Source organism: Streptomyces sp. NPDC059695 (assembly GCF_042733785.1).
Classification (GTDB): Bacteria; Actinomycetota; Actinomycetes; order Streptomycetales; family Streptomycetaceae; genus Streptomyces.
In genome coordinates, this window is sequence record NZ_JBHWFF010000008.1 from 44,042 (window position 1) to 70,278 (window position 26,237).

The 26,237-nt window shown below is 69.8% G+C and carries 27 protein-coding genes; 12 read left to right on the forward strand and 15 right to left on the reverse strand.

The genetic code is table 11. The annotated features are described in order from the left end of the window. Positions 1 to 146: 146 nt before the first annotated feature. From ACFV2S_RS12255 to ACFV2S_RS12265, 3 genes are all read right to left on the reverse strand, one after another. Positions 147 to 1,406: an MFS transporter gene (locus tag ACFV2S_RS12255; protein WP_385556831.1), complete on the reverse strand. Its 1,260-nt coding sequence runs from the start codon at positions 1,404 to 1,406 to the stop codon at positions 147 to 149. Between the two features lie 75 nt (positions 1,407 to 1,481). After that, positions 1,482 to 2,564 (reverse strand): inositol-3-phosphate synthase, encoded by a 1,083-nt coding sequence (locus tag ACFV2S_RS12260; RefSeq protein ID WP_383800482.1) that lies wholly within the window; start codon positions 2,562 to 2,564, stop codon positions 1,482 to 1,484. 47 nt (positions 2,565 to 2,611) lie between these two features. Continuing rightward, positions 2,612 to 3,292 (reverse strand): PadR family transcriptional regulator, encoded by a 681-nt coding sequence (locus ACFV2S_RS12265; protein ID WP_189804943.1) that lies wholly within the window; start codon positions 3,290 to 3,292, stop codon positions 2,612 to 2,614. Positions 3,293 to 3,663: 371 nt separating this feature from the next. On the opposite strand from ACFV2S_RS12265, the gene ACFV2S_RS12270 reads away from it, so the two are divergent. Continuing rightward, complete coding sequence (locus tag ACFV2S_RS12270; RefSeq protein ID WP_385556835.1) at positions 3,664 to 6,414, forward strand: transglycosylase domain-containing protein; 2,751 nt, start codon at positions 3,664 to 3,666, stop codon at positions 6,412 to 6,414. Positions 6,415 to 6,555: 141 nt separating this feature from the next. Then, entirely contained in the window at positions 6,556 to 8,070 is a 1,515-nt protein-coding gene (locus ACFV2S_RS12275) for a glycosyltransferase family 87 protein (protein WP_385556838.1), read from the forward strand. Positions 8,071 to 8,138: 68 nt separating this feature from the next. On the opposite strand, the gene ACFV2S_RS12280 is transcribed toward ACFV2S_RS12275, so the two are convergent. The 3 genes from ACFV2S_RS12280 to ACFV2S_RS12290 all read right to left on the reverse strand — a co-directional run bounded on the left by ACFV2S_RS12280 (position 8,139) and on the right by ACFV2S_RS12290 (position 10,794). Continuing rightward, positions 8,139 to 9,170 carry an alanine racemase gene (locus ACFV2S_RS12280; RefSeq protein WP_189804940.1) on the reverse strand — a complete coding sequence of 344 codons (1,032 nt, stop codon included), beginning with the start codon at positions 9,168 to 9,170 and terminating at the stop codon, positions 8,139 to 8,141. Positions 9,171 to 9,241: 71 nt separating this feature from the next. Next, positions 9,242 to 10,360 carry a lipid II:glycine glycyltransferase FemX gene (locus tag ACFV2S_RS12285; RefSeq protein WP_383785597.1) on the reverse strand — a complete coding sequence of 373 codons (1,119 nt, stop codon included), beginning with the start codon at positions 10,358 to 10,360 and terminating at the stop codon, positions 9,242 to 9,244. Between the two features lie 119 nt (positions 10,361 to 10,479). Then, positions 10,480 to 10,794: a hypothetical protein gene (locus ACFV2S_RS12290; protein WP_383785600.1), complete on the reverse strand. Its 315-nt coding sequence runs from the start codon at positions 10,792 to 10,794 to the stop codon at positions 10,480 to 10,482. Between the two features lie 285 nt (positions 10,795 to 11,079). On the opposite strand from ACFV2S_RS12290, the gene rpsF reads away from it, so the two are divergent. The 4 genes from rpsF to rplI all read left to right on the forward strand — a co-directional run bounded on the left by rpsF (position 11,080) and on the right by rplI (position 12,806). Then, the gene (gene rpsF / locus ACFV2S_RS12295; RefSeq protein ID WP_007383258.1) at positions 11,080 to 11,370 is read left to right on the forward strand and encodes a 30S ribosomal protein S6; all 291 of its coding nucleotides are present in this window, start codon (positions 11,080 to 11,082) and stop codon (positions 11,368 to 11,370) included. 74 nt (positions 11,371 to 11,444) lie between these two features. After that, a complete protein-coding gene (locus ACFV2S_RS12300; protein WP_385556844.1) occupies positions 11,445 to 12,047 on the forward strand; it encodes a single-stranded DNA-binding protein in 603 nt (200 codons plus the stop codon). Between the two features lie 57 nt (positions 12,048 to 12,104). Further along, on the forward strand, positions 12,105 to 12,341 hold the full coding sequence (rpsR, locus tag ACFV2S_RS12305; RefSeq protein WP_005315025.1) for a 30S ribosomal protein S18: 237 nt from the start codon (positions 12,105 to 12,107) through the stop codon (positions 12,339 to 12,341). A gap of 18 nt (positions 12,342 to 12,359) precedes the next feature. Further along, positions 12,360 to 12,806 carry a 50S ribosomal protein L9 gene (rplI, locus tag ACFV2S_RS12310; RefSeq protein WP_053640001.1) on the forward strand — a complete coding sequence of 149 codons (447 nt, stop codon included), beginning with the start codon at positions 12,360 to 12,362 and terminating at the stop codon, positions 12,804 to 12,806. Between the two features lie 93 nt (positions 12,807 to 12,899). On the opposite strand, the gene ACFV2S_RS12315 is transcribed toward rplI, so the two are convergent. Continuing rightward, the gene (locus ACFV2S_RS12315; protein WP_385556848.1) at positions 12,900 to 14,237 is read right to left on the reverse strand and encodes an MATE family efflux transporter; all 1,338 of its coding nucleotides are present in this window, start codon (positions 14,235 to 14,237) and stop codon (positions 12,900 to 12,902) included. A gap of 424 nt (positions 14,238 to 14,661) precedes the next feature. Here ACFV2S_RS12315 and dnaB point away from each other — a divergent pair, with 424 nt between their 5' ends. Continuing rightward, a complete protein-coding gene (gene dnaB, locus ACFV2S_RS12320; RefSeq protein ID WP_385556851.1) occupies positions 14,662 to 16,143 on the forward strand; it encodes a replicative DNA helicase in 1,482 nt (493 codons plus the stop codon). Between the two features lie 48 nt (positions 16,144 to 16,191). Further along, the gene (locus ACFV2S_RS12325) at positions 16,192 to 17,574 is read left to right on the forward strand and encodes a serine hydrolase domain-containing protein (RefSeq protein ID WP_385556854.1); all 1,383 of its coding nucleotides are present in this window, start codon (positions 16,192 to 16,194) and stop codon (positions 17,572 to 17,574) included. Between the two features lie 80 nt (positions 17,575 to 17,654). On the opposite strand, the gene ACFV2S_RS12330 is transcribed toward ACFV2S_RS12325, so the two are convergent. From ACFV2S_RS12330 to ACFV2S_RS12340, 3 genes are all read right to left on the reverse strand, one after another. Further along, positions 17,655 to 18,107, reverse strand: a complete 453-nt coding sequence (locus ACFV2S_RS12330; RefSeq protein ID WP_385556857.1) for a GNAT family N-acetyltransferase — start codon at positions 18,105 to 18,107, stop codon at positions 17,655 to 17,657. Positions 18,108 to 18,132: 25 nt separating this feature from the next. After that, entirely contained in the window at positions 18,133 to 18,591 is a 459-nt protein-coding gene (locus ACFV2S_RS12335) for a MarR family winged helix-turn-helix transcriptional regulator (protein WP_383785617.1), read from the reverse strand. 87 nt (positions 18,592 to 18,678) lie between these two features. Next, entirely contained in the window at positions 18,679 to 19,542 is an 864-nt protein-coding gene (locus tag ACFV2S_RS12340; RefSeq protein WP_385556860.1) for a GNAT family N-acetyltransferase, read from the reverse strand. A 148-nt stretch (positions 19,543 to 19,690) separates the two neighbouring features. On the opposite strand from ACFV2S_RS12340, the gene ACFV2S_RS12345 reads away from it, so the two are divergent. Continuing rightward, positions 19,691 to 20,344 (forward strand): HAD family hydrolase, encoded by a 654-nt coding sequence (locus tag ACFV2S_RS12345; protein WP_385556863.1) that lies wholly within the window; start codon positions 19,691 to 19,693, stop codon positions 20,342 to 20,344. 105 nt (positions 20,345 to 20,449) lie between these two features. Then, on the forward strand, positions 20,450 to 21,643 hold the full coding sequence (locus tag ACFV2S_RS12350) for a globin domain-containing protein (RefSeq protein ID WP_385556866.1): 1,194 nt from the start codon (positions 20,450 to 20,452) through the stop codon (positions 21,641 to 21,643). Positions 21,644 to 21,701: 58 nt separating this feature from the next. Here ACFV2S_RS12350 and ACFV2S_RS12355 read toward each other — a convergent pair whose 3' ends face one another. The 5 genes from ACFV2S_RS12355 to ACFV2S_RS12375 all read right to left on the reverse strand — a co-directional run bounded on the left by ACFV2S_RS12355 (position 21,702) and on the right by ACFV2S_RS12375 (position 25,355). After that, positions 21,702 to 22,181, reverse strand: coding sequence for an NUDIX domain-containing protein (locus tag ACFV2S_RS12355; protein WP_385556869.1), 480 nt, complete (start codon positions 22,179 to 22,181; stop codon positions 21,702 to 21,704). A gap of 35 nt (positions 22,182 to 22,216) precedes the next feature. Beyond that, the gene (locus ACFV2S_RS12360) at positions 22,217 to 23,113 is read right to left on the reverse strand and encodes a LysR family transcriptional regulator (protein ID WP_385556872.1); all 897 of its coding nucleotides are present in this window, start codon (positions 23,111 to 23,113) and stop codon (positions 22,217 to 22,219) included. A 227-nt stretch (positions 23,114 to 23,340) separates the two neighbouring features. Beyond that, positions 23,341 to 24,480: a cystathionine gamma-lyase gene (locus ACFV2S_RS12365; RefSeq protein WP_385556875.1), complete on the reverse strand. Its 1,140-nt coding sequence runs from the start codon at positions 24,478 to 24,480 to the stop codon at positions 23,341 to 23,343. Further along, the gene (locus ACFV2S_RS12370; RefSeq protein ID WP_385556878.1) at positions 24,477 to 24,968 is read right to left on the reverse strand and encodes a low molecular weight protein-tyrosine-phosphatase; all 492 of its coding nucleotides are present in this window, start codon (positions 24,966 to 24,968) and stop codon (positions 24,477 to 24,479) included. The genes ACFV2S_RS12365 and ACFV2S_RS12370 overlap by 4 nt, the downstream gene beginning before the upstream one ends. 9 nt (positions 24,969 to 24,977) lie before the next feature. Then, positions 24,978 to 25,355 carry a phage holin family protein gene (locus ACFV2S_RS12375; RefSeq protein ID WP_385556881.1) on the reverse strand — a complete coding sequence of 126 codons (378 nt, stop codon included), beginning with the start codon at positions 25,353 to 25,355 and terminating at the stop codon, positions 24,978 to 24,980. A gap of 51 nt (positions 25,356 to 25,406) precedes the next feature. Between ACFV2S_RS12375 and ACFV2S_RS12380 the strand changes: the two genes are divergently transcribed. Together ACFV2S_RS12380 and ACFV2S_RS12385 are read left to right on the forward strand one after the other, a co-directional pair. After that, a complete protein-coding gene (locus tag ACFV2S_RS12380; RefSeq protein WP_366037105.1) occupies positions 25,407 to 25,724 on the forward strand; it encodes a cupin domain-containing protein in 318 nt (105 codons plus the stop codon). A 198-nt stretch (positions 25,725 to 25,922) separates the two neighbouring features. Then, a complete protein-coding gene (locus ACFV2S_RS12385) occupies positions 25,923 to 26,141 on the forward strand; it encodes a DUF5326 family protein (RefSeq protein WP_382857987.1) in 219 nt (72 codons plus the stop codon). The last annotated feature ends 96 nt before the right edge of the window (positions 26,142 to 26,237 follow it).

A 26,237-nucleotide genomic window follows, 5' to 3' on the forward strand; every position in this document is an offset into this window, starting at 1 on the left:
CATCTCCCGCCTGGCGCGTTTCTCTGTGTGTGGGTGGGGGGGGGTGTGGGTGCTTGGGGCGGCGGGCGTGTGGTGGATGTTTCTATACTCACACCCCCCCCCCCCCCCCCCCGACGCTCTGGAGGGGTGGTGTTTCACGTGAAACATCACCCCTCCCGGCGTTCCCGCCGCAGTGCCACGGCGAGTGCCGCGTAGATCACGGCGACCAGGACGATCAGCAGGGGCGACCGGCCGTCGGGCGGCAGCATCAGCGCGGCGACTCCCGCCGCGCCCACGAAGGCGACGTTGAAGAGCACGTCGTAGAGCGAGAAGACCCGCCCCCGGTAGGAGTCGTCCACGGTCGTCTGGACCACGGTGTCCGTCGCGATCTTGGCCCCCTGGGTGATGAGCCCGAGGACGAAGGCGGCGACCAGGAACGGGGTCGGGGCGAAGGCCAGGCAGAGGGCCGGGACGAGGACGGCTGCCGCCGCCGTGCACACGGTCATCCAGCCGAAGGGCCCGAACCGTCCCACCGCCCAGGGGGAGAGGACGGCGGCCGCGAAGAAGCCGGCGCCCGAGGCGGCGACGGCGAGTCCGAGGAGTCCGAGGCCCTCGGAGTCCGTGGAGCTCCACGCGTAGCGGGCGAGCATGAGCACGGTGACGAGCAGCGCGCCGTAACAGAAGCGCATGAGACCCACCGCGATGAGCGCCCGGGCGGCGGGGCGCCGCTCGGCGAGGTGCCGCAGCCCCGCGGCCAGACCGAGGGCCGTGGCCTTCACGGCCGAGGTCAGGGGCTGTGGGGTGAGGTCGAGGTCGGGGCCGAGGAGCTGTCTGGGCATGCGCAGGGAGGCAAGGGCGGCGCAGAGATAGAGGACCGCGCCGAATGCCACGACCGCGGCGTCGGAGTTGTCTGCGAGGAGCCGGACACCGAAGGCGAGGCCGCCGCCCACGGTGGCCGCGAGGGTGCCCGCGGTGGGGGAGAGCGAGTTCGCGATGACGAGTCGCTCCTCGTCGACGACACGCGGGAGGGAGGCCGAGAGCCCTGCCAGGACGAACCGGTTGACGGCGGTGACGGAGAGCGCGGAGGCGTAGAAGAGCCAGTCCGGTACGGAGGCGAGGACGAGGACGGCGGTTCCGCAGGCGAGGAGGGCGCGCAGGAGGTTTCCGTACAGGAAGACCTGTCTGCGCTGCCAGCGGTCGAGGAGCACTCCGGCGAAGGGCCCGACGAGCGAGTACGGGAGCAGGAGCACCGCCATGGCGGAGGCGATCGCGGTGGGGGAGGTCTGCTTCTCGGGGGAGAAGACGACGTACGTGGCCAGGGCCACCTGGTAGACGCCGTCGGCGCACTGGGAGAGCAGCCGGACGGCGAGCAGACGGCGGAAGTTCGTCAGGCGCAGGAGTACGCGCAGATCACGTACGACGGACATGGCAGCAAGACTCACATACGAAGAGGGTCCCCGGGCAGTGGCTCGGGGACCCTCGATCGACAAGCGTGCGGCGCTTTAGCGCTCGACCTCACCCTTGATGAACTTCTCGACGTTGGCCAGGGCCTCGTCGTCGAAGTACTGGACCGGCGGGGACTTCATGAAGTACGAGGACGCGGAGAGGATCGGGCCGCCGATGCCGCGGTCCTTGGCGATCTTCGCGGCGCGCAGGGCGTCGATGATGACACCCGCCGAGTTCGGGGAGTCCCACACCTCGAGCTTGTACTCGAGGTTCAGCGGAACGTCGCCGAAGGCGCGGCCCTCGAGGCGCACGTACGCCCACTTGCGGTCGTCCAGCCAGGCCACGTAGTCCGACGGGCCGATGTGGACGTTCTTCTCGCCCAGCTCGCGGTCCGGGATCTGCGAGGTGACGGCCTGAGTCTTGGAGATCTTCTTGGACTCCAGGCGGTCGCGCTCCAGCATGTTCTTGAAGTCCATGTTGCCGCCGACGTTGAGCTGCATCGTGCGCTCAAGGCGGACACCGCGGTCCTCGAACAGCTTCGCCATCACGCGGTGCGTGATGGTCGCGCCGACCTGCGACTTGATGTCGTCGCCGACGATCGGGACGCCCGCCTCGGTGAACTTGTCCGCCCACTCCTTGGTGCCGGCGATGAAGACCGGGAGAGCGTTGACGAACGCGACCTTGGCGTCGATGGCGCACTGCGCGTAGAACTTCGCAGCGTCCTCGGAACCGACGGGCAGGTAGCAGATGAGGACGTCGACCTGGCGGTCCTTGAGGATCTGGACGACGTCGACGGGCTCCTCGGCGGACTCCTCGATGGTCAGGCGGTAGTACTTGCCGAGACCGTCGAGCGTGTGACCGCGCTGGACCGTGACGTCCTTGTTCGGGACGTCGCAGATCTTGATGGTGTTGTTCTCGCTGGCGCCGATGGCGTCGGAGAGGTCGAGGCCGACCTTCTTCGCGTCGACGTCGAAGGCGGCCACGAACTCGATGTCACGGACGTGGTAGTCGCCGAACTGGACGTGCATCAGGCCGGGCACCTTGGCCGCCGGGTCGGCGTCCTTGTAGTACTCGACGCCCTGCACCAGCGAGGCGGCGCAGTTGCCCACGCCGACGATGGCTACGCGAACCGAACCCATTCCGGTTGCTCCCTGTGTGATCGTGGAAGCCCTGCTGGCGCAGGGTTTCACTTGGCGGTGTCGTCGGACGGATCCGGCCGGGTACTGCCCCCGTGCCGGGGCAGGCCGCCCGTCTCTCCAGAATCGTTGTCGTGCAGAGCGGGGGCGTCGGGGCCGGATCGCTGATCCCGTCCCGCCCGCTCGCTCTCGATGAGCTCGTTCAGCCAGCGCACTTCGCGCTCCACGGACTCCATACCGTGGCGCTGCAGCTCAAGCGTGTAGTCGTCGAGGCGCTCGCGGGTCCGGGCCAGGGAGGCGCGCATCTTCTCCAGACGCTCCTCCAGCCGGCTCCGGCGACCCTCGAGCACGCGCATCCGCACCTCGCGCTCGGTCTGCCCGAAGAAGGCGAAGCGTGCCGCGAAGTGCTCGTCCTCCCAGGCGTCCGGGCCGGTGTGGGAGAGGAGCTCCTCGAAGTGCTCCTTACCTGCCGGGGTCAACCGGTAGACGATCTTGGCCCGGCGTCCCGCGAGTGAGGCGGCGAGGGCCTCCTCCGGGGCGCTGCCCGGCTCCTCGATCAACCAGCCGTTGGCGACCAGCGTCTTGAGGCAGGGATACAGCGTCCCGTAGCTGAAGGCCCGGAAGACGCCCAGCGAGGTGTTCAGGCGCTTCCGCAGCTCGTACCCGTGCATGGGGGCCTCGCGCAGCAGGCCGAGAACGGCGAACTCGAGGATGCCGGAGCGTCTGCTCATCCTTCGCCTCCTCCTCCGCTATCGGGGCCCTTATGCCGTGCTGATGTATCGACTCGATACATCAGCACGATAGAACGGCCGATCTGTCTCGACAAGCGGGACGGCCGTGACCGGCGTCACATCGTCAATTCACAGCGATCGACTTGCCTGATTTGGGGTGAAGTCCGGCTGTAGGTGGGTTTTGGCCGTGCGTAGTCTGTGCGGCATGCAGACCACCGGGAACCGAGCGATGCCCTGGGGCGTCAGTGCTGCGGGTGACCGGCTGCGGTACGGAGGGACCTCCGATGGGGTTCGGACGTGCCCATTTCGGGGGGACCGGAACTCAACTGCCGCTTCCAGGCGTACGTGCCTGCCCGAGGAGTAGTCGTTCGATGAGCGAGCATCGTCGCAAAATGCCGCCGCAGCAGCCGCCGACGGGCGGTCGCGCGGCGGCACGGCGCGCTGCCCAGCAGCCGATGGGCCGCGGTTCGGCCCCGGCCCATGACGTCGGTACAGGGGCCCCTTCGGCCTCGTACGGACCTCCCTCCTCTCACGGAGAGGAACAGCGCCCCTACGGCGGTCGCGCGGAGGCCCGGCGGGCCGCCCAGCGCGGCAGCCGCCGCAAGGGAGCCGACTCCGGTCCCGGTGGTCCCGGCGGCCCCGGAGGGGGCCGGCGCGGCGGCGGTGGTGGTCGCGGCAGTGGTCCGGGGCGGGGCTCCGGCGGTGGTCAGCCGGGCAAGAAGCGGCTGATCGACTATCCGCGCCACAACAAGTACGGCTGGCGTCGCTGGATGCCGTCGTGGAAGCTCGTGTCGGGCACGTTCCTGTTCTTCGTGGCGAGCATCATGGGCGCCGCCGCCATCGCGTACTCGAAGGTGGATATCCCCAACACCGCCGAGACCGCGACCTCGCAGAACAACATCTACTACTGGGCCGACGGGTCGCGCATGGTCGCGACGGGCAGCGGCGCCAACCGCCAGATCGTCCAGATCGGTGAGATCCCGCTGTCGATGCAGAACGCGGTGATCTCGGCGGAGAACAAGACGTTCCGTGACGACTCCGGAATCGACCCGATGGGTATCGCCCGCGCCGTGTGGAACATGGCCAAGGGCGGTGAGACCCAGGGTGGTTCGACGATCACCCAGCAGTACGTGAAGAACAACCGCCTGGACGACCAGTCGCAGACCGTCACGCGAAAGGTCAAGGAACTCTTCATCTCGATGAAGGTCGGCAACGAGCTCGGCAAGGACGAGGTCATGGCCGGCTACCTGAACACCTCGTACTACGGACGGGGTGCCTACGGCATCCAGGCGGCGGCCCGCGCCTACTTCAACAAGGACGCCAACAAGCTCGACCCCAGCCAGTCGGCACTGCTCGCCGCGGTGCTGAAGGGCGCGACGTACTACGACCCCGCCGGCTACCCCGACATCGATCCCGAGGCCTCGTCCGAGAAGAACACCGCGCGCGCCACCAAGCGCTGGAAGTGGATCCTCGACGAGATGCAGAAGGACGGGTACATCACGGCCGCCGAGCGGGCGAAGTACACCACCTTCCCGAAGGTGGAGAAGCTCCGCAAGAGCGCCAACCTGAGCGGCCAGATCGGCTACCTCGTCAGCACCGCCAACCAGAACATGAAGAACCAGTTCGGCATCTCCCAGCAGGAACTGGAGCGCGGCGGCTACGAGATCTTCACCACCTTCGACAAGTCGAAGGTGGACAAGATGGAAAAGACGATCAAGAACGTCATCAAGGAGAACATCGACCCGAAGAAGCGGCCGAAGACGGACAAGCACGTCCAGTTCGGCGGCGCTTCGGTCGACACGGCGACCGGGAAGATCGTCGCCCTCTACGGCGGCGTCGACGCCACCAAGCACTACCAGAGCAACGCCGACGCCACCGGCGCCCAGGTCGGGTCGACGTTCAAGCCCTTCGTGCTCGCCGCGGCGATGAAGGACGGCGTCAGGAACCCCGAGCTGGGTTCGGACCAGGACGCCTCCGAGCGCAAGATCCTCGACCCGGACAAGAGCCTCTACAACGGCAAGGACGACCTGACGATCCGGAAGTACAACGGGGACATCTGGCTCGACGACAAGGGCAACGAGTGGCGTCAGAGCAATGACGAGGACGCCAGCTACGGCCCCATCTCCCTGCGCTACGCCATGATCAAGTCGGCCAACTCCCCGTACGTGCAGCTCGGCATGGACGTCGGCATCGACAAGGTGCGCGAGGCAGCCATGGCCGCCGGTCTCCGCGACGAGTCCCTGGTCAAGGGCGACGTCCCGTCGTTCTCCCTCGGTGTCTCCAGCCCGAGCGCCATCCGCATGGCCGGCGCGTACTCCACCTTCGCGAACAAGGGCGTGCAGAACGACCCGTACTCCGTCGAGCGGGTGAAGCGGAGCGGCGTCGTCATCCACAAGCACGAGGCCAAGCCCAAGGAGGCGTTCAGCCCGGCGATCGCGAGCAACGTCACCGACGTGCTGCGGTCCGTCGTGGACGACCCCCGCGGTACCGGCACCAAGGCCCGCATCCCGGGCCGCGCGGTGGCCGGCAAGACCGGTACGACCGACGACAACATGTCGGCCTGGTTCGTGGGCTACACGGCGCAGCTGGCGACCGCGATCGACATGTACCGGTTCGACGACGACGAGTCGAAGAAGGACCGCAAGTTCCTCCCGATGTACGGCACGGGTGACCAGCCGACCATCCACGGTTCGTCGTTCCCCTCGCGGATCTGGCGGGAGTACATGACGGACGCCGTGGAGGGCATGCCGCTCGTGGACTTCCCCAAGCCGGAGAAGCTGGAGGGCGCCGAGCCCGTCTACGGCGGCGGTGCCAAGAGCCCGACGCCGACCCCGACGCCGACCCCGACGCCCACCGAGACGACGACGCCGACGACGACTCCCCCGGCCACGCCGACGCAGACGACCGAGCCGCCGAAGCACACCAGGACGCCGAAGCCGGGCAAGACGACCTGCGACATCCTGGACTGGAACTGCGACCCGGGCAATCCGGGCGGGAACACCGGGGAGCCCACCACCACACCGCCCACCACGGACACACCGACGACGAGTCCCCCGCCGACGGACGACAGTTCCGGCGGCAACGGGGGCGGCAGGCCTGGCGGTGCCGGGACCTTCCCGTGATCCTGACGTCTCTGCCGGGCACGTCCTGAGGGCCGTTCCGGGCACGTCCCGAGGGCCGTCGCGTCCGCTCCGTATCTTCCGTACGGAGCGGCCGCGGCGGCCCTCGCCGTTTTCCCGGGGACGTACGGCAGGATGTCCCCCATGCCGAGCCTCCAGAAGTCGAGCGCGCCGCGGGACCGCTCGCAGACGGTCATCCCCACCCACCGGGACAAGGTGGCCGCCGCGGGCAGCGAACTGATCGGCGGCCCCTACGGCCGCCGGGCGGCGGCCGGCTCCGGGCAGCTGACGCCGGTGCGGGTGATCGTGCTCGTGGCCCTCGGCATGTACGCCCTCGGCATGGTGCAGAAGCTGCCCTGCTACAACTGGGCCTGGTTCCGGGGCTCGACCTCCCAGTACACGCACGCGTGCTACTCGGACATCCCGCACCTCTTCGCCGGGCGCGGCTTCGCCGACGGCCTGGTCCCGTACTTCGACCGGCTGGGCGGCGACATACCGTTCCTGGAGTACCCGGTCCTGACGGGCCTCTTCATGGAGGTCGCGGCCTGGCTGACGCCGGGCGGCGCCGACATGACGCAGCGGGAACAGTGGTACTGGCTGGTCAACGCGGGCCTCCTGATGGTCTGCGCGGCCGTCCTGGCGGTCTGTGTGGCCCGGACGCACCGCCTGCGCCCCTGGGACGGGCTCCTGGTCGCGCTCGCGCCCTCGGTCGCCCTCACCGCGACGATCAACTGGGACATACTGGCCGTCGCGCTGACCGCCGCCGCCGTCCTCATGTGGTCACGGGGCCGGCCGCTGGCCTTCGGGATCCTGCTGGGCCTGGCCACGGCCGCCAAGTTCTACCCGATACTGCTCCTCTGCCCACTGCTCCTGCTCTGCTGGCGCGCCGGGAAGTGGCGGGAGTACGGGGCCGCGGTGCTCGGCGCGTGCGGCGCGTGGCTGGTCGTGAACCTGCCCGTGATGCTGCTCGCCCCCGACGGATGGAAGCAGTTCTACCTCTTCAGCCGCGACCGGAACGTCGACTTCGGCTCGATCTGGCTGCTGATCAGCCAGCGCACGGGCGAGGTCATCACGCCGGGCCGGGCCAACCTGTACGCGCTGCTGCTGATGGCGGCGGCGGTGGCCGGTCTCGCGTACCTGGCGTTCACGGCGCCCCGCAGGCCGCGTTTCGCCCAGCTGGCCTTCCTGGTCGTCGCCGCCTTCGTGCTGACCAACAAGGTGTACTCGCCGCAGTACGTCCTGTGGCTGGTGCCGCTGGCGGCGCTCGCCCGGCCCCGCTGGCGCGACTTCCTGATCTGGCAGGGCTGCGAGGTCATGTACTTCGTCGGGGTCTGGATGTACCTGGCGTTCACGACCAGCGGTGAGAAGCAGGGCCTTCCGGCGGAGGGCTACCAGTTCGCGATCGTCCTGCACCTGCTCGGCACGCTGTACCTGTGCGTGATGGTCGTACGCGACATCCTGGCGCCCGAGAAGGACCCGGTCCGGCAGGACGGCGCGGACGACCCCTCGGGAGGCGTCCTGGACGGCGCGGAGGACGTCTTCGTGGCGGGCAGGGCGGCCCACCCGGCCCGGCACGCCGCCGCGGCCGTGGAGGAGGGGCAGCGGGTGCGCTGGGGCACCGCGGACGACCCCGCCTACCCGTGGGGCACCCCCGACTGAGCGGAAGACACCTCACCCCCGGGAGACGGACTCCCGGGGGTGAGGTTTTTTTCGTGCCTCGCGGCGGCTCAGCGCTCGACGAGGCGGTCGAACTGCGTCGTGGTGTGGCGCAGGTGCGCCACCAGCTCGTCGCCCACCCGGGGCTCCTGGGCGTCGGCCGGCACGAAGAGGATCGACACCTGCATGTGCGGCGGCTCGGCGAACCAGCGCTGCTTCCCGGCCCAGACGAATGGCGAGAGGTTCCGGTTCACGGTGGCGAGGCCCGCCCGCGCGACGCCCTTCGCACGCGGCATGACGCCGTGCATCGCCTTCGGGGCCTCCAGGCCCACGCCGTGGGACGTCCCGCCGGCGACGACGACGAGCCAGCCGTCCGAAGCGGCCTTCTGCTGGCGGTAGCCGAAGCGGTCGCCCTTGGCGACCCGGGTCACGTCGAGGACGGCGCCCCGGTACTCCGTGGCCTCGTGGTCGCCCAGCCACAGCCGGGTGCCGATCCGGGCGCGGAAGCGGGTCTGCGGGAACTGCTGCTGGAGCCGGGCCTGCTCCTCGGCCCGCAGGTGGCTCACGAACATGGTGTGCAGCGGCAGCCGGGCGTTGCGCAGCCGGTCCATCCAGGCGATGACCTCCTCGACGGCGTCGGTGCCGTCCGGGCGGTCCAGGGGCAGGTGGAGGGCGAAGCCCTCCAGGCGGACGTCCTCGATGGCTGCGTGGAGCTGCTGGAGCTCCTCCTCGCGCACGCCGTGCCGCTTCATCGAGCTCATGCACTCGATGACGACCCGGGCGCCCACCAGGGCGTGGACGCCGTCCACGGACGAGACGGACCGGATCACCCGGTCGGGCAGCGGAACCGGTTCCTCACCGCGCCGGAAGGGGGTGAGGACCAGCAGGTCGCCACCGAACCAGTCCTTGATCTTCGCGGCTTCGTACGTGGTGCCGACGGCCAGCATGTCGGCGCCGAACCGGGCCGCCTCGTCCGCGAGGCGCTCGTGCCCGAAGCCGTATCCGTTGCCCTTGCACACCGGGATGATCCCGGGGAACTGGTCGATGACGGTCTTCTGGTGCGCCCGCCAGCGAGCGGTGTCGACGTAGAGGGAGAGCGCCATGCCCGGCCCGGAACCTTTCTGACGGCAGCGGTGGATCAAAGGTGTGTACGACTAGGAAGCCTACGGAACGGTCAGCGACGCGACATGTAGATGTCGAGCGCCTTGTGCAGGAGCTTGTTCAGCGGGAAGTCCCACTCGCCGACGTACTCGACGGCCTCGCCGCCGGTGCCCACCTTGAACTGGATGAGTCCGAAGAGGTGGTCGGTCTCGTCGAGCGAGTCCGAGATGCCCCGGAGGTCGTAGACGGTCGCGCCCATGGCGTACGCGTCGCGCAGCATCCGCCACTGCATCGCGTTCGAGGGCCGGACCTCACGGCCGATGTTGTCGGAGGCACCGTAGGAGTACCAGACGTGCCCGCCCACGACGAGCATGGTCGCGGCCGACAGGTTCACACCGTTGTGGCGCGCGAAGTAGAGCCGCATGCGGTTGGGGTCCTCGTTGTTGAGGACGGTCCACATGCGCTGGAAGTACGAGAGCGGGCGCGGCCGGAAGTGGTCGCGGACGGCCGTGATCTCGTACAGCCGCTGCCACTCGGCCAGGTCCTCGAAGCCGCCCTGGACGACCTCGACACCGGCCTTCTCGGCCTTCTTGATGTTGCGGCGCCACAGCTGGTTGAAGCCCTTGAGGACGTCGTCCAGCGAGCGGTTGGCGAGCGGGACCTGGAAGACGTAGCGGGGCTGCACGTCGCCGAAGCCGGCGCCGCCGTCCTCGCCCTGCTGCCAGCCCATCTTCCGCAGCCGGTCCGCGACCTCGAAGGCGCGCGGCTCGATGTGGGTGGCCTCGACGTCCTTGAGGCGCTTGACGTCCGGGTCCTGGATGCCGGCCTTGATGGCGGTCGAGTCCCAGCGGCGGATGACCACCGGCGGGCCCATCTTCACGGAGAAGGCGCCCTGCTGCTTGAGGTGGGCCAGCATCGGCTGGAGCCAGTCGTCCAGGTTCGGCGCGTACCAGTTGATGACCGGGCCCTCGGGCAGGTACGCCAGGTAGCGCTTGATCTTCGGGAGCTGGCGGTAGAGCACCAGGCCGGCGCCGACGAGCTCACCGGACTTGTCGAACCAGCCGAGGTTCTCCGAGCGCCACTCGGTCTTCACATCAGCCCACGCCGGGACCTGGCAGTGGCTCGCGGCGGGCTGGCTCTGGATGAATGCCAGATGCTGCTCACGGCTGATGGTCCTCAGGGTCAGGCTCATGCGGGGCGCTCCTCGGCAGGTGTGTCCCCATCGGTCAGGGGCTCCGGCTCTCGCGCCGAAGCCTACTGTGACCTTGGAGCGCCCCGAATATGTGTGTGTGCCCCGACGTGCCGTCGGGCTCAGCTGACGAGGCCGCCGAAGAGGCCGCCGTGCGCCATTCCGAGGTAGAAGCCGAAGGCCGAGGCGCCGAGCCCGAGGATCAGCAGGAACCGTTCGCGCGTGGTCACGGAGATGAACTGTCCGTACGCGCCGGTCAGGATGCCGATCAGGCCCGACCAGGAACTGAGCAGGTGCAGGTTGTGGAACTGCGCGGTGGTGAACGAGATGATCCCCAGCACCAGCGTGACAGCCATCAGGGTGTCCTGGAGCGGGTGGGGCTTGCCGTCGGTCGCGAAGAGAGAGTGGCCGGGGTCGGGTCGCATTGCCTGTGCCATGGGGCACCTCCTGGCGTGCCTGCGGGAAGGCGGCGCATCGTAGCGCCGCCGACATCCGTTGTGTACAGATTGCGTCCCCTCCCGGGAGAATTTCAACCGCAAGCCGATGTGCGGGTACTCTGTACAGCTGCGCCGGTGTCTGCCCAGGTCCCTCCGGGATCCCCGACAGCGCCCCTCGTCCGTCGAGGGGGACTGTCAGTGGTGGTGGATACCGTTGCTTACGCATCACGACCCTCCTGCCACGGAACGACCGTGGCCGCTGAGTCCAAAGGAGGTGGGTTCCACATGCGTCACTACGAGGTGATGGTCATCCTCGACCCCGATCTGGAGGAGCGCGCTGTCGCCCCCCTGATCGAGAACTTCCTCTCCGTCGTCCGTGAGGGCAACGGAAAGGTCGAGAAGGTCGACACCTGGGGCCGTCGTCGTCTCTCGTACGAGATCAAGAAGAAGCCCGAGGGCATCTACTCGGTCATCGACCTGCAGGCCGAGCCTGCGGTCGTCAAGGAGCTCGACCGCCAGCTCAACCTGAACGAGTCGGTCCTCCGGACCAAGGTCCTCCGCCCCGAGACCCACTGAGCTTCTAGCTCAGAGGTCATCGGGTTCGAGTAGCAACACAGCAGCCAGAAGCAAACCCGCCGAGAGGTTCCCCCATGGCAGGCGAGACCGTCATCACGGTCGTCGGCAATCTTGTCGACGACCCCGAGCTGCGCTTCACCCCGTCCGGTGCGGCGGTCGCGAAGTTCCGTATCGCGTCCACCCCCCGCACCTTCGACCGTCAGACCAACGAGTGGAAGGACGGCGAGAGCCTCTTCCTCACCTGCTCGGTCTGGCGTCAGGCGGCGGAGAACGTCGCCGAGTCGCTCCAGCGAGGCATGCGCGTCGTCGTGCAGGGCCGGCTGAAGCAGCGGTCCTACGAGGACCGTGAGGGCGTCAAGCGCACGGTCTACGAGCTGGACGTCGAGGAAGTCGGCCCCAGCCTCAAGAACGCCACGGCCAAGGTCACCAAGACCACCGGTCGCGGCGGCCAGGGTGGATACGGCGGCGGCGGCCAGCAGGGCGGCGGCGGTGGCGGCTGGGGTGGAAACTCCGGCGGTTCCCAGCAGGGTGGTGGCGGTGCTCCCGCCGACGACCCGTGGGCGACCGGCGGTCCCTCCTCCTCCGGCGGCGGCCAGCAGGGCGGCCAGCAGGGCGGCGGCGGTGGCGGCTGGGGTGGAAACTCCGGCGGCGGCTACTCGGACGAGCCCCCCTTCTAGGGCACTCCCCCGGAAGCAGCTCGTAACCCCACTTCTTGATCACACAGGAGAAACACCATGGCGAAGCCGCCTGTGCGCAAGCCTAAGAAGAAGGTCTGCGCGTTCTGCAAGGACAAGACCGCGTACGTGGACTACAAGGACACGAACATGCTGCGGAAGTTCATTTCCGACCGCGGCAAGATCCGTGCCCGCCGCGTGACCGGCAACTGCACGCAGCACCAGCGTGACGTCGCCACGGCCGTCAAGAACAGCCGTGAGATGGCGCTGCTGCCCTACACGTCCACCGCGCGATAAGGAAAGGGTGACCGACTAATGAAGATCATCCTGACCCACGAGGTCTCTGGCCTCGGTGCCGCCGGCGATGTCGTCGACGTCAAGGACGGTTACGCTCGCAACTACCTGGTCCCGCGTGGTTTCGCGATCCGTTGGACCAAGGGTGGCGAGAAGGACGTGGCGCAGATCCGCCGCGCCCGCAAGATCCACGAGATCGCGACCATCGAGCAGGCCAACGAGATCAAGGCCCAGCTCGAGGGCACGAAGGTGCGCCTGGCCGTTCGCTCCGGCGACGCCGGCCGTCTCTTCGGCTCCGTGACCCCGGCCGACATCGCCTCGGCGATCAAGACCGCGGGTGGCCCCGACGTCGACAAGCGTCGCGTCGAGCTCGGTTCGCCGATCAAGACCCTGGGCTCGCACCAGGTGTCCGTGCGTCTGCACCCCGAGGTTGCCGCGAAGCTCGGCGTCGAGGTCGTCGCCGCGTAACGCTGCCCTCGGCAGTCTGCGCTCAGCAGTGAGGAAGGGCCGCACCCCTCGGGGTGCGGCCCTTCCGCTGTTTCACGTGAAACGTCCTGCTGCTCAGCGGGTGGCGCCGGTCACGATCCAGCGGCCGGAGCGCATGCGGAACCAGAGCGTTCCCATGCGCACCGTCATCATCAGGGTCATCGCCCACCAGAGCGCCGTCAGCCCGCCGCCGAGCGCCGGGATCATGAGGGCGACGGGGGCGAAGACGGCCAGGGTCAGCAGCATCGCCCAGGCCAGGTACGGGCCGTCTCCCGCGCCCATCAGGACGCCGTCCAGGACGAAGACCACGCCGGAGATCGGCTGGGAGAGCGCGACGACCAGGAGAGCGGGGAGCAGGGTGTCCTGCACGGTGGTGTCGCTGGTGAAGAGCGGGACGAACAGGGGGCGGGCGACGATCAGCAGCGCGCCCAGCACCACCCCGGAGACCACGCCCCACTGGACCATGCGGCGACAGACCTGCCGTGCGCCGTCGGCGTCGTCCGCGCCGAGGTAGCGGCCGATGATGGCCTGGCCCGCGATGGCGATGGCGTCGAGCGCGAAGGCCATCAGACTCCACAGGGACAGGATGATCTGGTGGGCGGCGACCTCGGCGTCCCCCAGCCGGGCGGCGACGGCCGTGGCGATCAACAGGACCGCTCGCAGCGAGAGCGTACGGACCAGGAGCGGGGCGCCGGCCTGGGCGGAGGCACGGATGCCGGCGGCATCGGGCCGGAGGGAGGCGCCGTGCCGCCGGGCTCCGCGGACGACCACGACCAGGTAGGCGACGGCCATGCCGCACTGGGCGATGACTGTGCCCCAGGCGGACCCCGCGATGCCGAGGCCGGCGCCGTAGACCAGGCCGACGTTGAGCGCGGCGTTGGTCGCGAAGCCCCCGATGGCCACGTAGAGCGGTGTACGGGTGTCCTGGAGGCCGCGCAGGACACCGGTGGCGGCCAGGACCACCAGCATGGCGGGGATCCCCAGGCTGGAGATCCTGAGGTACGTGACGGCGTACGGGGCGGCGGTGTCCGACGCTCCGAAGAGGCTGATGAGCCACGGAGCCGTGGGCAGGGTCAGCGCGACGACGGCGGCACCGAGGAGGAGCGCGAGCCAGATGCCGTCCATGCCCTGTCGGAGGGCGGCCTGGAGGTCACCCGCGCCCATGCGCCGGGCGACGGCCGCCGTGGTGGCGTAGGCGAGGAAGACGAAGACGCTGACGGCGGTGGAGAGCAGTGCCGCGGCGATCGCGAGGCCCGCGAGCTGGGGCGTGCCGAGATGGCCGACGATGGCGCTGTCGACCATCAGGAACAGCGGCTCGGCGACGAGGGCGCCGAAGGCCGGCAGGGCGAGGGAGACGATCTCGCGGTCGTGCTGCCGGCGGACGGCCTTGGAGGTCGCGGGGGCCTGAGTCATGGGCTCAATCTAATCTTCCACAGGTAAGAGATGCAATGCCCTTGTGATCCTTACTTTTGCCTGGCGCGAGGCTTCGGGTGTGGGCCGTTTGTTCTGATCTTGGTTCACGGGCAGAACTTTTTCTCCCCCACAGCCCGTGGATGGGAAAGCTGCAGGTCAGGTGCGTGAGGTCGAGGGTGTTATGAGTTTGTCCACATGGCTGTCCCCCGCTCCGTGCACAGGATCCGGGGAGTTCTCCACAGCATCTGGCCCTTCACCCACAGGGCCTGTGGATAACCAGATTGGCTGACGCTCCCCGCGGGCCTACCGTGGTCCGGCGCCCGACGCGCCAGAAGCGGACGCAAAGCCACTCGTTGATCAAGGCCGTGGCGTAAGAAAGAGTGGCACGGCGAGGTCCGCGGAGCGGACGGGAGGAGGTGGCTTGGTGAGCGTTCCCGAGCCCATGGACGACCCTTGGGCCGACAGCGGACCGAGCGACCGGCTGCCCACCCGTACCCGCGGCGAAGGACGTGGCCGAGGCCGGGGCCGGGACGACCAGCACGAGCGGGGAAGCGAAAGCTCCTGGGACGGGGGACTCTCCGGCTTCGAGCGGGTTCCCCCGCAGGACCTCGACGCCGAGCAGTCCGTCCTCGGCGGCATGCTGCTCTCCAAGGACGCCATCGCGGACGTCGTGGAGATCATCAAGGGCAACGACTTCTACAAGCCCGCCCACGAGACCGTCTACGCGGCGATCCTCGACCTCTACGCCAAGGGCGAGCCCGCCGACCCGATCACGGTCGGCGCCGAGCTCACCAAGCGCGGCGAGATCACCCGCGTCGGCGGCGCCTCGTACCTCCACACCCTGGTCCAGTCGGTCCCGACCGCCGCCAACGCCTCGTACTACGCCGAGATCGTCCATGAGCGGGCCGTCCTGCGGCGCCTCGTGGAGGCCGGCACCAAGATCACGCAGATGGGTTACGCGGCCGACGGGGACGTCGACGAGATCGTGAACTCGGCCCAGGCCGAGATCTACGCGGTCACCGAGCAGCGCACCACCGAGGACTACCTGCCGCTCGGCGACATCATGGAGGGCGCGCTCGACGAGATCGAGGCGATCGGCTCCCGCAGCGGCGAGATGACGGGTGTGCCCACCGGCTTCACCGACCTCGACTCGCTCACCAACGGCCTCCACCCCGGCCAGATGATCATCATCGCGGCCCGTCCCGCCATGGGTAAGTCGACCCTCGCGCTGGACTTCGCCCGGGCGGCCTCGATCAAGAACAACCTGCCCAGCGTGATCTTCTCCCTCGAAATGGGCCGCAACGAGATCGCGATGCGCCTGCTCTCGGCCGAGGCCCGTGTCGCGCTCCACCACATGCGCTCCGGCACGATGACCGACGAGGACTGGACGCGCCTGGCCCGCCGGATGCCGGACGTCTCCCAGGCCCCCCTGTACATCGACGACTCCCCGAACCTGTCGATGATGGAGATCCGCGCCAAGTGCCGCCGCCTCAAGCAGCGCAACGGCCTCAAGCTCGTCATCATCGACTACCTGCAGCTGATGCAGTCGGGTGGCTCCAAGCGGCAGGAGAGCCGTCAGCAAGAGGTCTCCGACATGTCGCGAAACCTCAAGCTCCTCGCCAAGGAGCTGGAGCTGCCGGTCATCGCGCTCTCACAGCTGAACCGTGGTCCCGAGCAGCGCACCGACAAGAAGCCGATGGTCTCCGACCTGCGAGAGTCCGGCTCGATCGAGCAGGACGCCGACATGGTGATCCTGCTGCACCGCGAGGACGCCTACGAGAAGGAGTCGCCGCGCGCGGGCGAGGCGGACATCATCGTCGGCAAGCACCGTAACGGCCCGACGGCGACCATCACCGTGGCCTTCCAGGGTCATTACTCCCGATTCGTGGACATGGCCCAGACCTGACCCGAAAAGGGGAAGCACCGCAGCCGGGCGTCGCGTTGGATGGTCCGTATGACGACATCTTTCGAAGCCTTGCTTCCCGGTACCGAGCGGGCTCTGCTGCACCGCGTCGCGATCGCCCAGTCCGAAGGGCGCACCCCCTCCTTCGTGGGGGCGGTGGTCCGTGACGGAGCGCTGGTCTGGAGCGGTTCGCGCAGCTGCGTGGACGGCCACGCGCCGGACGCCGACACCCAGTTCAGGATCGGGTCGATCACCAAGGTCTTCACGGCCGTGCTGGTGATGCGGCTGCGGGACGAGGGCCTGCTCGGGCTCGACGATCCGCTGGAGAAGCACCTGCGGGGATCGGGCGCCGGAGAGGTGACGATCGCCCAGCTCCTGGGCCACACCGGCGGTCTCGCGGCCGAGACGCCCGGTGCGTGGTGGGAGCGGTCCTCCGCCGCGCTGCGGCCCGAACTCTCCGACGTCCTGGGGGAGGAGCCCTTCCTTCAGTCGCCGGGACGCCGTCACCACTACTCCAACCCCGGTTACACGCTGCTCGGCTCCCTGGTCGAGTCGGTCCGGGGCGTGTCCTGGGAGGAGGCGCTGCGGCGGGAGATCCTGGAGCCGCTGGGGATGGGCCGGACGACGGTCGAGCCGGTCGCCCCGCACGCGGGCGGCTGGGCGGTGCATCCCTGGGCCGACGTCATGCTTCCCGAGCCGTCCGAGGACCTCGGCCTCATGGCGCCGGCCGGACAGCTCTGGTCGACGGCCGCCGATCTCGCGCGCTTCGCCGGCTTCCTCGCGTCGGGCGACGAGCGGGTGCTCGCCGCCGCGTCCGTGGAGGAGATGCGCGCGCCCGCGGCCCCGGCGGGCGAGGGTGACTGGGAGGGGAGCTACGGGCTCGGCCTTCAGCTGCTGCGCAGGGACGGCCGCACTCTGATCGGCCACTCCGGCTCCCTGCCGGGCTTCGTCGCCTGCGTGTGGGTGAGCGTGGAGGACGGCCTCGCGGGGATCGCCCTCTCCAATGCCACCTCGGGCCCGCTGGCGGGGGCTGTGGCCGCCGATCTCGTGCGGATCGTGGCGGAGGCGGAGCCGCGGTTCCCGGAGCCCTGGCGCCCCCTTCCCGAGGCCGAGGTCGACCACGAGCTGCTCTCCCTCACGGGGCCCTGGTACTGGGGCACGTACGCCTACGGGCTTCGGCTCGGTCCTGAGCGGAGCGTGGTGCTCGAACCCCTGCGGGGTGCCGGGCGCATGGCTCGCTTCCGGGCGCTGCCCGAGGGCGGCTGGGTCGGGCTGAACGGCTACTACGCGGGGGAGACGCTCAGGGCGGTGCGGCGTGCCGACGGCAGCGTGAGCCATCTCGACCTCGGGTCGTTCGTCTTCACGCGGGAGCCGTACGAGCCGGGGGACGCGGTTCCCGGTGGTGTGGACGAGGCGGGCTGGCGCGGCCTCTGAGCCACCGGTGATCGGTGCGGACGTGGCCGTCCGTGGGGATGTTTCACGTGAAACCGTCGTGTTTCACGTGAAACACGACCTCAGAGGCTCTTCTTGAACCCCACGTGGGAGGCCTCGAAGCCCAGGCGCTCGTAGAAGCGGTGGGCATCGGTGCGGGTGACGTCGGAGGTCAGCTGGACGAGCCGGCAGTCCTGGCGGCCCGACTCCGCGACGGCCCACTCGATGAGCTGAGTCCCGAGACCGCTGCCACGTTCGTCGGAGTGGATGCGGACGCCCTCGATGACCGACCGGGTGGTGCCCTTGCGGGAGAGTCCGGGGATGACCGTCAGCTGGAGCGTGCCGACGACCTCGTCCCCGCGGACGGCCACGACGACGTGCTGGTTCGGGTCGGCCGCGAGGCGCTCGAACGCGGCGGCGTACGGACCGAGGTCGTCGGGGGACTCGCGCTGTGCGCCCAGGGGGTCGTCGGCGAGCATGGCGACGATGGCCGGGAGGTCCTCCGCCGTGGCGGGACGTATCTCAAGATCGCTCATGCCCGGCAGCGTACGCGCGCCCGTGTCACACGGGGGCGCCCGCACCCTCCACGACCTGTACCAGGGGTGCGAGCTCCGGGTTCTTCGCGGCGTCGTCGAGGGCCTCGCGCAGTGCCCTGTCGTTGGTGGGCCGGGCCTCTTCGAGGAGCGTGAGGCCCTCCTCGGTGACGTCGGTGTAGATGCCTCGCCGGTCGGTGGCGCAGAGGTACCGGGTCAGCAGGCCGCGGTCCTCCAGCCGGGTGACGAGCCGGGTGGTGGCGCTCTGGCTGAGCACGACGGCGTCGGCGACCTGCTTCATCTGGAGGTGGCCGCCGGGGCCGCTGTGCTGGCGGCTGAGGACATCGAGCAGCGAGTACTCCCGCACGCTCAGACCGTGCCCGGACTCCAGGGCGCGCTCGAGGTGGGCCTCGATCCTGCCGTGCAGCAGGGAGAGGGCGCACCAGCGCTGGGAGAGCGCGGTGAGTGCGGGGTCCGTGGCGGTCATGGTCTCTCCTCGGTGTCTCCTCGGCGCCGGAAAGGCTCTGCTCCAGGGTAGACGAAGCGGCGCAATAATGCGCGTCTGCAAGTAAAATTACCCGGCGGCGACCGTCAGGGGAGCGAAGCGGCGGCGCCAGTCGCCGGGCAGGTCGGGCAGGGAGCGGATCATCACCGAGTTGGTCGCGACCGTGTCGAGGCCGTTCTCCCCGACCCAGCTGAGCAGGGACGAGTGGCGCACGTCGATGTCGGTGCGCAGGGGCCGGTCGGTGGCGGACGCCAAGGAGGCGATCAGGGCCTGCGCGGTGCCCGGGTCCCGCGCGATCAGCGGGCCGACGACATGCGTCTCCATGTTGGGCCAGGCCGCCCCGAAGCCGGTGATCTCACCGTCCTCCTCCGCGACCCGGAGATGGTCCGCGAACGCGGGGAGCCGGGTGATGAGGTGCGTGCGGTCGAGGCCGAAGACCTCGTTGTCCAGGCGCAGGATCGCCGGGAGGTCCTCCGCCGTCGCCGGGCGGACCGGGACGTCGGGGGCGGGCACGCTGAAGGTGAAGTGCCCGCGCACCATGTCCGCCCGACTCGTCTCGGTGAACCCGAGCTGCTCGTACAGGGGCTGTCCGTTCGGGGTGGCGTGCAGGGTGAGCGGGGTGTCCCCGGCCTCTGCCAGGACGTGCTCCATGAGACGGCGTCCCAGGCCCTGGCGCGCGTACCGCTCGGCGACGAGCACCATGCCGATCGCGGCGAGCTCCGGCCCGTACGAGGTGACCACGGAGCAGGCGGCGAGTCCCGGACCGTCGGGATCGCCGATGCCATGGCCGGTACCGGCGGCGAGCAGCAGCCCCCACTTGTGTTCCTCGCGAGGCCATCCCCGGTTCTCGGAGAGGTCGGCGCAGGCGAGGAGGTCCCCCGAGGTGAGGCATCGGACCGGGAGCTGCGTGAGCGGGGCGGGGGAGATCGGCATGCCTGCCAGGCTGTCCGACGCGCTGATCTCCCGTCCACCGCTTTACGGGATCCGGCCGACCCCCGTCGGCCGGGACTCCCCGGGGATCAGTCGGCCCGACCGGCCGGTCCCCGAGGAGCCGTTGATTCCTTCGTCCGGTGCACGGACGATGTTTCACGTGAAACCCCGAACGCGACGCCTGCATCTCTTCGACCTCGACGGCACTCTCATCCGGGGCTCGGCCGCCGCGGTGGAGATCTCCCGGCAACTCGGTCTGGTGAAGGAGATCGCCGCCCTGGAGGAGGGATTCCTGCGGGGAATGACGCCGGACGAGTTCGCGGTCCGGGCCAGGGAACTGTGGTCGGCGCTCACTCCCGAGCAGGTCGCGGCGGCCTTCGAGGGGGCGCCCTGGCTGGCGGGCATCCGCGAGGTCTGGGCGGACATCCGGGCCCGGGGTGACCGCTGCGCGGTCATCTCCCTCTCGCCCGACTTCTTCGTCGAGCGGCTTCTCGACTGGGGCGTCGACACGACGCACGGTTCGCTCTGGCCGGCGGTCCCGTTCTCCGAGCCGGTCCACCGGCCCGGCATTCTCGACGCGCACGCGAAGGTGCGGATCGCGCGGGAGCTCTGCGCGGGGTACGGCGTGGACCCGGACGACTGCGTGGCGTACGGGGACTCGATGTCGGACGCCGAGCTCTTCGCGATCGTGCCGGAGACCGTGGCCGTGAACGCGGACCACCATCTCGCAGGGCTCTCCCGCCACAGCTACTCCGGCGGGGACCTGCGCGAGGCCTACGCGCTGGTCCGAAACAGCGCAGCCTAGCCAGAAACCCGGGCCTTTGGCCCGAGAACACCGCTTTCCGTCCGCTGCGCCGGTCGGAAGCGCCATGCTGCGACCACGCAAGCCGGCCAGCGCGAGGCGAGGCACATGATGGATGCTCCGAGCACCACGACGGATGAGCGGGAGCCCCCGGCGGCGGACCGGAAGGAACCCCGAATAGACGAGGGACCCTCCGCCGACGCGGTGCTCGTACGGCGCACCCTCGCGGAGATCGCACCGGTCGCCGACCGTGTGACCTCGTACTTCTACGCCCTGCTGTTCGTCGGGCACCCCGAACTGCGCGAGATGTTCCCCGCGGCGATGGACACCCAGCGGGACCGGCTCCTGAAGGCCCTCCTGACGGCGGCCGAGCACATGGACGACGCGCCGGTGCTCACCGCATACCTGGAGAACCTCGGCAGGGGGCACCGAAAGTACGGCACCCGCTCCGAGCACTACCCGGCCGTCGGCGAGGCGCTCATCGGCGCCCTCGTGCGGTACGCGGAGAAGACCTGGGACGAGGAGACCGAGGCGGCCTGGGTCCGCACCTACACGACGATCTCCCAGATCATGATCGACGCGGCGGCGGACGACGAGAGGACCGCGCCCGCCTGGTGGCATGCGGAGGTGGTCTCCCATGACCTGCGCACCCCGGACATCGCCGTCGTCACGCTCCGCCCCGACCAGCCGTACCCGTTCCTCGCCGGGCAGTACACGACGCTGGAGACCCCGTGGTGGCCCCGGATATGGCGTCACTACTCCTTCGCCTCGGCACCCCGGCCCGACGGGCTGCTGTCCCTCCACATCAAGGCCGTCCCGGCCGGTTGGGTGTCCAACGCGCTGGTCCACCGGGCGCGCCCCGGCGACGTGCTGCGGCTCGGTCCGCCGGCCGGCTCCATGACGGTCGACCACTCCACGGACACCGGCCTGCTCTGCATGGGCGGCGGCACCGGGATCGCGCCGATCAAGGCACTGGTCGAGGACGTCGCCGAGCACGGGGACCGGCGGCCCGTCGACGTCTTCTACGGGGCGCGCAGCGGCCACGACCTCTACGACATCGACACGATGCTGCGGCTTCAGAAGACCTTCCCGTGGCTCTCCGTCCACCCGGTCACCGAGGAGCAGGGAAGGCTCCCGGACGCCGTCTGCCGCTACGGGCCCTGGGACGAACGCGACGCCTATCTCTCGGGTCCGCTCGCCATGGTCCGCCGGGGCGTCGACGCGCTGCGCGGGGCCGGGGTCCCCTCGGACCGCATCCGCCACGACTTCCTCGCGGAACTCGCCCCCGCGACGGCGAGCTAGGCCGTCTCTTTCGGATCACGCCGGGCTCGCGGCGTAGGACCGGTCCCTCGCGTCACCCCTAGCCCAGGTCGGGAGCGTGCATCGCGCGGACGCCCTCGATGTTCCCGTCGAGGTAGTGGCGCAGGGAGAGCGGGACGAGGTGCACGGCGGCGATGCCGACCCGGCTGAAGGGCACCCGGACGATCTCGTACTCGCCGACCGGTTCCTCGATCTCCGGGCCGTGGCGCAGGGAGGGGTCCATGGAGCCGAGCCGGCACACGAAGAAGTGCTGGACCTTCACTCCGGAGACTCCGCCGTCGACGATGTGCTCGACGGTGTCGACGAAGCAGGGCACGACGTCGGTGATCTTGGCGCCGAGCTCTTCGAGCACCTCCCGGTGCAGGGCTTCGACGACGGTGGCGTCGGAGGGCTCCACGCCGCCGCCGGGCGTGACCCAGTAGGGATCCACTCCGGGCTTGGTCCGCTTGATGAGGATCAGGTCGTCCCCGTCGAGCAGGATGGCGCGTGCGGTGCGCTTGATCACGGGCCGTTCGGTCATGGGAAGAAAATGGCCCGTTCGGGGTGTCCTGAAACTCACCAGCTCCCGGCGGCCCGCAGCAGCTCCTCGTGGGCCCGCGCGAGGGGGGCCGGCGCGAGGCTCCCCGTACGCGCCACCAGGAAGTAGGTGCGGAGTGGAGGAACAGGGGGGTCGAGCAGCGCCACGAGCCGTCCTCGGCGCAGGGCGTCCTCGCACAGGTAGCGCGGCAGGACGGCGAGCCCCGCGCCGGAGGCGGCGGAGTCCCGGACGGCCCGCAGGTCGGGGGCGATGACGGTCGCGGCGTCCGCCGGTTTGCTCTCGAAGACGCTCGCCCAGTAGCGGGAGACGAAGGGCAGCGACTCGTGGACCTCGACCACCGGCAGCTGCTCCAGCACCACCGCCCCCTTGCTCAGGAGCACCTCGGGGGAGAGCCGGGCGGCCCAGCGCGGGGCCGCGACCAGGACGTGCTCCTCGTCGCAGAGCGGGGTGGAGACGAGCAGGCCGCCCCGAGGGCGGGCGGTGGTGATGGCCAGATCGTGATGGCCCGCGGCGAGCCCGTCGAGGATCTCCTCCGTGTGGGTGAGGAAGGAGGCCCGCACGGCGAGCCCCTCGCCGACGAGCGGCGTCAGGGCGGGCAGCGCGCGGAGCGCGGTGAACTCCGGTGGCCCGGCGAGGTGGAGGGTGCGGACCCCGCTCTCCTGGTCGAGGCCGGTCTCGGCGATCTCCACGAGGGCGTCCAGATGGGGCGCGGCGCGATGGGCGAGCTCGTCGCCCATGGTGGTGGGGGTGACTCCGCGCGCCCGGCGGAGGAAGAGCGGCCGTCCCAGCTGGCGTTCCAGTGTCCTGATCTGGCTGGTGACGGCGGGCTGCGAGAGGCCCAGGAGTGCGGCGGCTCGGGTGAAGGAGCCGGCCCGGTGCACCGTGACGAACGTGCGCAGCAGGGCCAGATCCATGTCCGCCCCCTCCCGGCCGTGCGGCCGTTCGACTCAGGCGGTCGGCTGACTGCGCCTCAGGACCGTCCAACTATAAATAAGTCGATAGGTCGCTGTCGCTACCGTGATTGGACACTGACGCACAGTCAACTAGCCTTGTTCAGGCGGTCTCCGCGCGTGGAGCCGGGGATGTTCCGAGCCACGAGGGGGGAGGCTCGGAGCACCCTCGTTCCGTGCGGCCGACCGCGTCAGCCCGTGCTCCCCGCCTCGTCCAGGGCGCGCAGCACGTCGGCGATCAGATCCTCCGGGTCCTCGGCCCCGACCGAGAAACGGATGAAGCCCTCCGCGACCGCGTCGCCGCCCCAGCGCCCGCGCCGCTCCGCCGTGGAGCGCACACCACCGAAGCTGGTGGCGTCGTCGACGAGCCGCAGCTCCTCGAGGAACCGCTCGGCCCGCTTCCGGTCCGCGAGCTCGAAGGAGACCACAGGACCGAAGCGCCGCATCTGCCGGGCGGCCACCGCGTGCGAGGGGTCGCCGGGCAGTCCGGGGTAGCGCAGTCCGGTCACGTCCGCGCGCCCGGCGAGCGTCCGCGCCAGGGTCATCGCGGTGGAGCACTGCCGGTCGATCCGCAGCTGGAGCGTGGCGAGCGACCGGTGGGCGAGCCAGGCCTCCATGGGGCCGGGGATGGCACCGACGATCTTGCGCCAGCGCCGCACGTCCGCCGCGAGCCGGGCATCCCGGCAGCTCACATGGCCGAGCAGGATGTCGCCGTGCCCGGTCATGCCCTTGGTGTCGCTGGCGACCGAGAAGTCCGCGCCCAGGTCCAGCGGGCGCTGCCCGAGCGGGGTGGCGAGGGTGTTGTCGACGGCGACGAGCGCCCCGGCCGCGTGCGCCTCCCGCACCAGCCGGCGGATGTCGCAGACGTCGAGACCGGGGTTGGACGGGCTCTCGATCCACAGCAGCCGGGCCCCGTCCAGTACGGACAGCTGGGCGTCGCCGCCGGTCGGGGCGGTGCGGACCTCGATGCCGTACGCCCGCAGCTGCTCGTGCAGCAGGGGCAGGGCCTGGTAGCCGTCGGACGGCAGCACCACCGCGTCTCCGGCCTTGAGCTGGGAGAACAGGACGGCGGAGATCGCGGCCATCCCGGAGGCGAAGACCAGCGTCTCGACGTCCTCCTCCCCTGGTGCCTCCAGCTCACCGATCGCCCGCTCCAGATGGGTCCACGTGGGGTTCTCGTCGCGGCCGTAGGTGTACGGGCCGGTCGGCTCGCCCGGCAGATGGAAGTGCGCCGCGAAGACCGGCCCCGGCAGGGTCGGCTCGTACTTCACGGGCTCGGGCAGTCCCGCCCGTACCGCCCGTGTGCCGTCGCCGAGTTCGTCGTCCTTCACGGTGTCCGTCCTTCCAGTTCCGTGCGTACGGCCTCGAGCAGTCCCTCGCTCGCGGCCTCCACCATCTCCAGGCACTCCTCGAACTCCTCGTGTCCTCCCCAGTAGGGGTCGGGGACGTCGAGGCCGGGCCCGGCGGCCGGGTCGTAGGAGCGCAGCAGGCGTATTCTCGCCGCTTCCTCCGGGGTGCGGGCGAGCTCCCGGAGCTCCCGGAGGTGCCCTTCGTCGAGGGCGATCACCAGGTCGAGGGAGGCGAACCACGAGGAACGGAACCGCCGGGCGGTGTGCGCGGAGGTGTATCCGTTCTCGTCGAGCACGGCGACCGTGCGCGGGTCGGCCGCGTCGCCCTCGTGCCAGCCCCCGGTGCCCGCGCTGTCGATCTCCACCAGACCGCCGAGGCCGGCCTCCTCGATCCGGCGGCGGAAGACGTGCTCGGCCATCGGCGAGCGGCAGATGTTGCCCGTGCAGACGAAGCAGACGCGGTAGGTCATGGTCCCCACTCAGTCGCCGTCGGGGAGCACGACGTTCAGTGCCCACGAGACGACGGAGATGATCAGGCCGCCCAGGACCGCGGTCCAGAAGCCCTCGACGTGGAAGCTGAGGTCGAACTGCTCGGCCAGCCACGACGTGAGCAGCAGCATCAGGGCGTTGACGACCAGGGTGATCAGGCCGAGTGTCAGGATGAAGAGCGGAAGCGTCAGCAGCTGGACGATCGGCTTGACCAGGACGTTCACCAGCCCGAAGACAAGAGCGACGAGAATGAGGGTCAGGGCCTTCTTGCCGGTGCTCTCACCGGTGAGGGTGATGTCCTGGAGGAGCCAGATGGCGACTCCCAGGGCGCCCGCGTTCGCGAGCGTCTTGACTACGAAATTCATCATGTGTCTGATCGTGGCAGACGTGATCGGGCCGAGGGCAGGGGCGAGCAGGCGATGAAGGCATTCCGTCTGGACGAACTGGAGGCGGAGCGCGCCGCGAACAAGGGCGCGTACCTCCAGTTCCTGCGTGAGCGGAACATGTCGGTGGGCCTGTACGCCCTGGACGCCGGGGAGCTCGATCCGCAGCAGCCGCACGGCCAGGACGAGGTGTACTTCGTGGTCAGCGGCCGGGCGGCGATCACCGTCGGGACGGAGACGACCCAGGTGGCGCGCGGCAGCGTGGTCTACGTGCCGGCCGGCGTGGAGCACCGCTTCCACCACATCAGCGAGGACCTGCGGGTCATGGTGGTCTTCTCGCCGCCGGAGGGCTGAGCGGGATCCGGAGGGACGAGCCGGAGCCGGGCCCAGCCGCCCCCGGAGGGTCTGGGGGCGGAGCACCCCGAGCCCCTAGGGGTCGGATCAGGGGAGAGCGGGGGCCGCAGGGCCCCCACGGGCTTCCTCCCGCCTCTAGCCTTGAGGGTGTTCGACGCGGAGTGCGTCGAGCGGATCTTCGAGAGCGAGGTAGGGACGATGGCCGTACGAGAGATTCTCGCGGGGATGCCCTGGTGGGTGAAGTGGGTCGCCATACCCCTCCTCGCCCTGTTCGTCTTCGGCGGGCTGATCACCAGCGTCCTGGCCTTCGTGGTCGGACTGCTCTTCAAGGTGCTGCTCTTCGCGGCCCTCGTCGCCGGACTGATCTACGTCGTCCGCAAGTTCAGCTCCTCCGGCAGGTCCCGTGAGGACTGGTAGCACAAGCTACTGATCGGTAGGAGCCGATCGAGGGCATTAGCCCGGGCGGGGGAACGCGCTGGTCGAATCAGGGTATGGGCCCTGGGGCTGCCACTA

Bases quoted from the DNA above. Each gene is read 5' to 3' on its own strand.
- ACFV2S_RS12360 (WP_385556872.1), bottom strand. From the start codon at position 23,113: ATGGATCTGGCCCTGCTGCGCACGTTCGTCACGGTGCACCGGGCCGGC.
- ACFV2S_RS12385 (WP_382857987.1), top strand. From the start codon at position 25,923: ATGGCCGTACGAGAGATTCTCGCGGGGATGCCCTGGTGGGTGAAGTGG.
- ACFV2S_RS12325 (WP_385556854.1), top strand. From the start codon at position 16,192: ATGACGACATCTTTCGAAGCCTTGCTTCCCGGTACCGAGCGGGCTCTG.
- rpsF (WP_007383258.1), top strand. From the start codon at position 11,080: ATGCGTCACTACGAGGTGATGGTCATCCTCGACCCCGATCTGGAGGAG.
- ACFV2S_RS12350 (WP_385556866.1), top strand. From the start codon at position 20,450: ATGATGGATGCTCCGAGCACCACGACGGATGAGCGGGAGCCCCCGGCG.
- ACFV2S_RS12280 (WP_189804940.1), bottom strand. From the start codon at position 9,170: ATGGCGCTCTCCCTCTACGTCGACACCGCTCGCTGGCGGGCGCACCAG.
- ACFV2S_RS12270 (WP_385556835.1), top strand. From the start codon at position 3,664: ATGAGCGAGCATCGTCGCAAAATGCCGCCGCAGCAGCCGCCGACGGGC.
- ACFV2S_RS12265 (WP_189804943.1), bottom strand. From the start codon at position 3,292: ATGAGCAGACGCTCCGGCATCCTCGAGTTCGCCGTTCTCGGCCTGCTG.
- ACFV2S_RS12290 (WP_383785600.1), bottom strand. From the start codon at position 10,794: ATGGCACAGGCAATGCGACCCGACCCCGGCCACTCTCTCTTCGCGACC.
- ACFV2S_RS12260 (WP_383800482.1), bottom strand. From the start codon at position 2,564: ATGGGTTCGGTTCGCGTAGCCATCGTCGGCGTGGGCAACTGCGCCGCC.
- ACFV2S_RS12340 (WP_385556860.1), bottom strand. From the start codon at position 19,542: ATGCCGATCTCCCCCGCCCCGCTCACGCAGCTCCCGGTCCGATGCCTC.
- rplI (WP_053640001.1), top strand. From the start codon at position 12,360: ATGAAGATCATCCTGACCCACGAGGTCTCTGGCCTCGGTGCCGCCGGC.
- ACFV2S_RS12355 (WP_385556869.1), bottom strand. From the start codon at position 22,181: ATGACCGAACGGCCCGTGATCAAGCGCACCGCACGCGCCATCCTGCTC.
- ACFV2S_RS12315 (WP_385556848.1), bottom strand. From the start codon at position 14,237: ATGACTCAGGCCCCCGCGACCTCCAAGGCCGTCCGCCGGCAGCACGAC.
- ACFV2S_RS12300 (WP_385556844.1), top strand. From the start codon at position 11,445: ATGGCAGGCGAGACCGTCATCACGGTCGTCGGCAATCTTGTCGACGAC.
- ACFV2S_RS12375 (WP_385556881.1), bottom strand. From the start codon at position 25,355: ATGATGAATTTCGTAGTCAAGACGCTCGCGAACGCGGGCGCCCTGGGA.
- ACFV2S_RS12370 (WP_385556878.1), bottom strand. From the start codon at position 24,968: ATGACCTACCGCGTCTGCTTCGTCTGCACGGGCAACATCTGCCGCTCG.
- ACFV2S_RS12330 (WP_385556857.1), bottom strand. From the start codon at position 18,107: ATGAGCGATCTTGAGATACGTCCCGCCACGGCGGAGGACCTCCCGGCC.
- ACFV2S_RS12275 (WP_385556838.1), top strand. From the start codon at position 6,556: ATGCCGAGCCTCCAGAAGTCGAGCGCGCCGCGGGACCGCTCGCAGACG.
- rpsR (WP_005315025.1), top strand. From the start codon at position 12,105: ATGGCGAAGCCGCCTGTGCGCAAGCCTAAGAAGAAGGTCTGCGCGTTC.
- ACFV2S_RS12380 (WP_366037105.1), top strand. From the start codon at position 25,407: ATGAAGGCATTCCGTCTGGACGAACTGGAGGCGGAGCGCGCCGCGAAC.
- ACFV2S_RS12335 (WP_383785617.1), bottom strand. From the start codon at position 18,591: ATGACCGCCACGGACCCCGCACTCACCGCGCTCTCCCAGCGCTGGTGC.
- ACFV2S_RS12285 (WP_383785597.1), bottom strand. From the start codon at position 10,360: ATGAGCCTGACCCTGAGGACCATCAGCCGTGAGCAGCATCTGGCATTC.
- ACFV2S_RS12255 (WP_385556831.1), bottom strand. From the start codon at position 1,406: ATGTCCGTCGTACGTGATCTGCGCGTACTCCTGCGCCTGACGAACTTC.
- ACFV2S_RS12345 (WP_385556863.1), top strand. From the start codon at position 19,691: ATGTTTCACGTGAAACCCCGAACGCGACGCCTGCATCTCTTCGACCTC.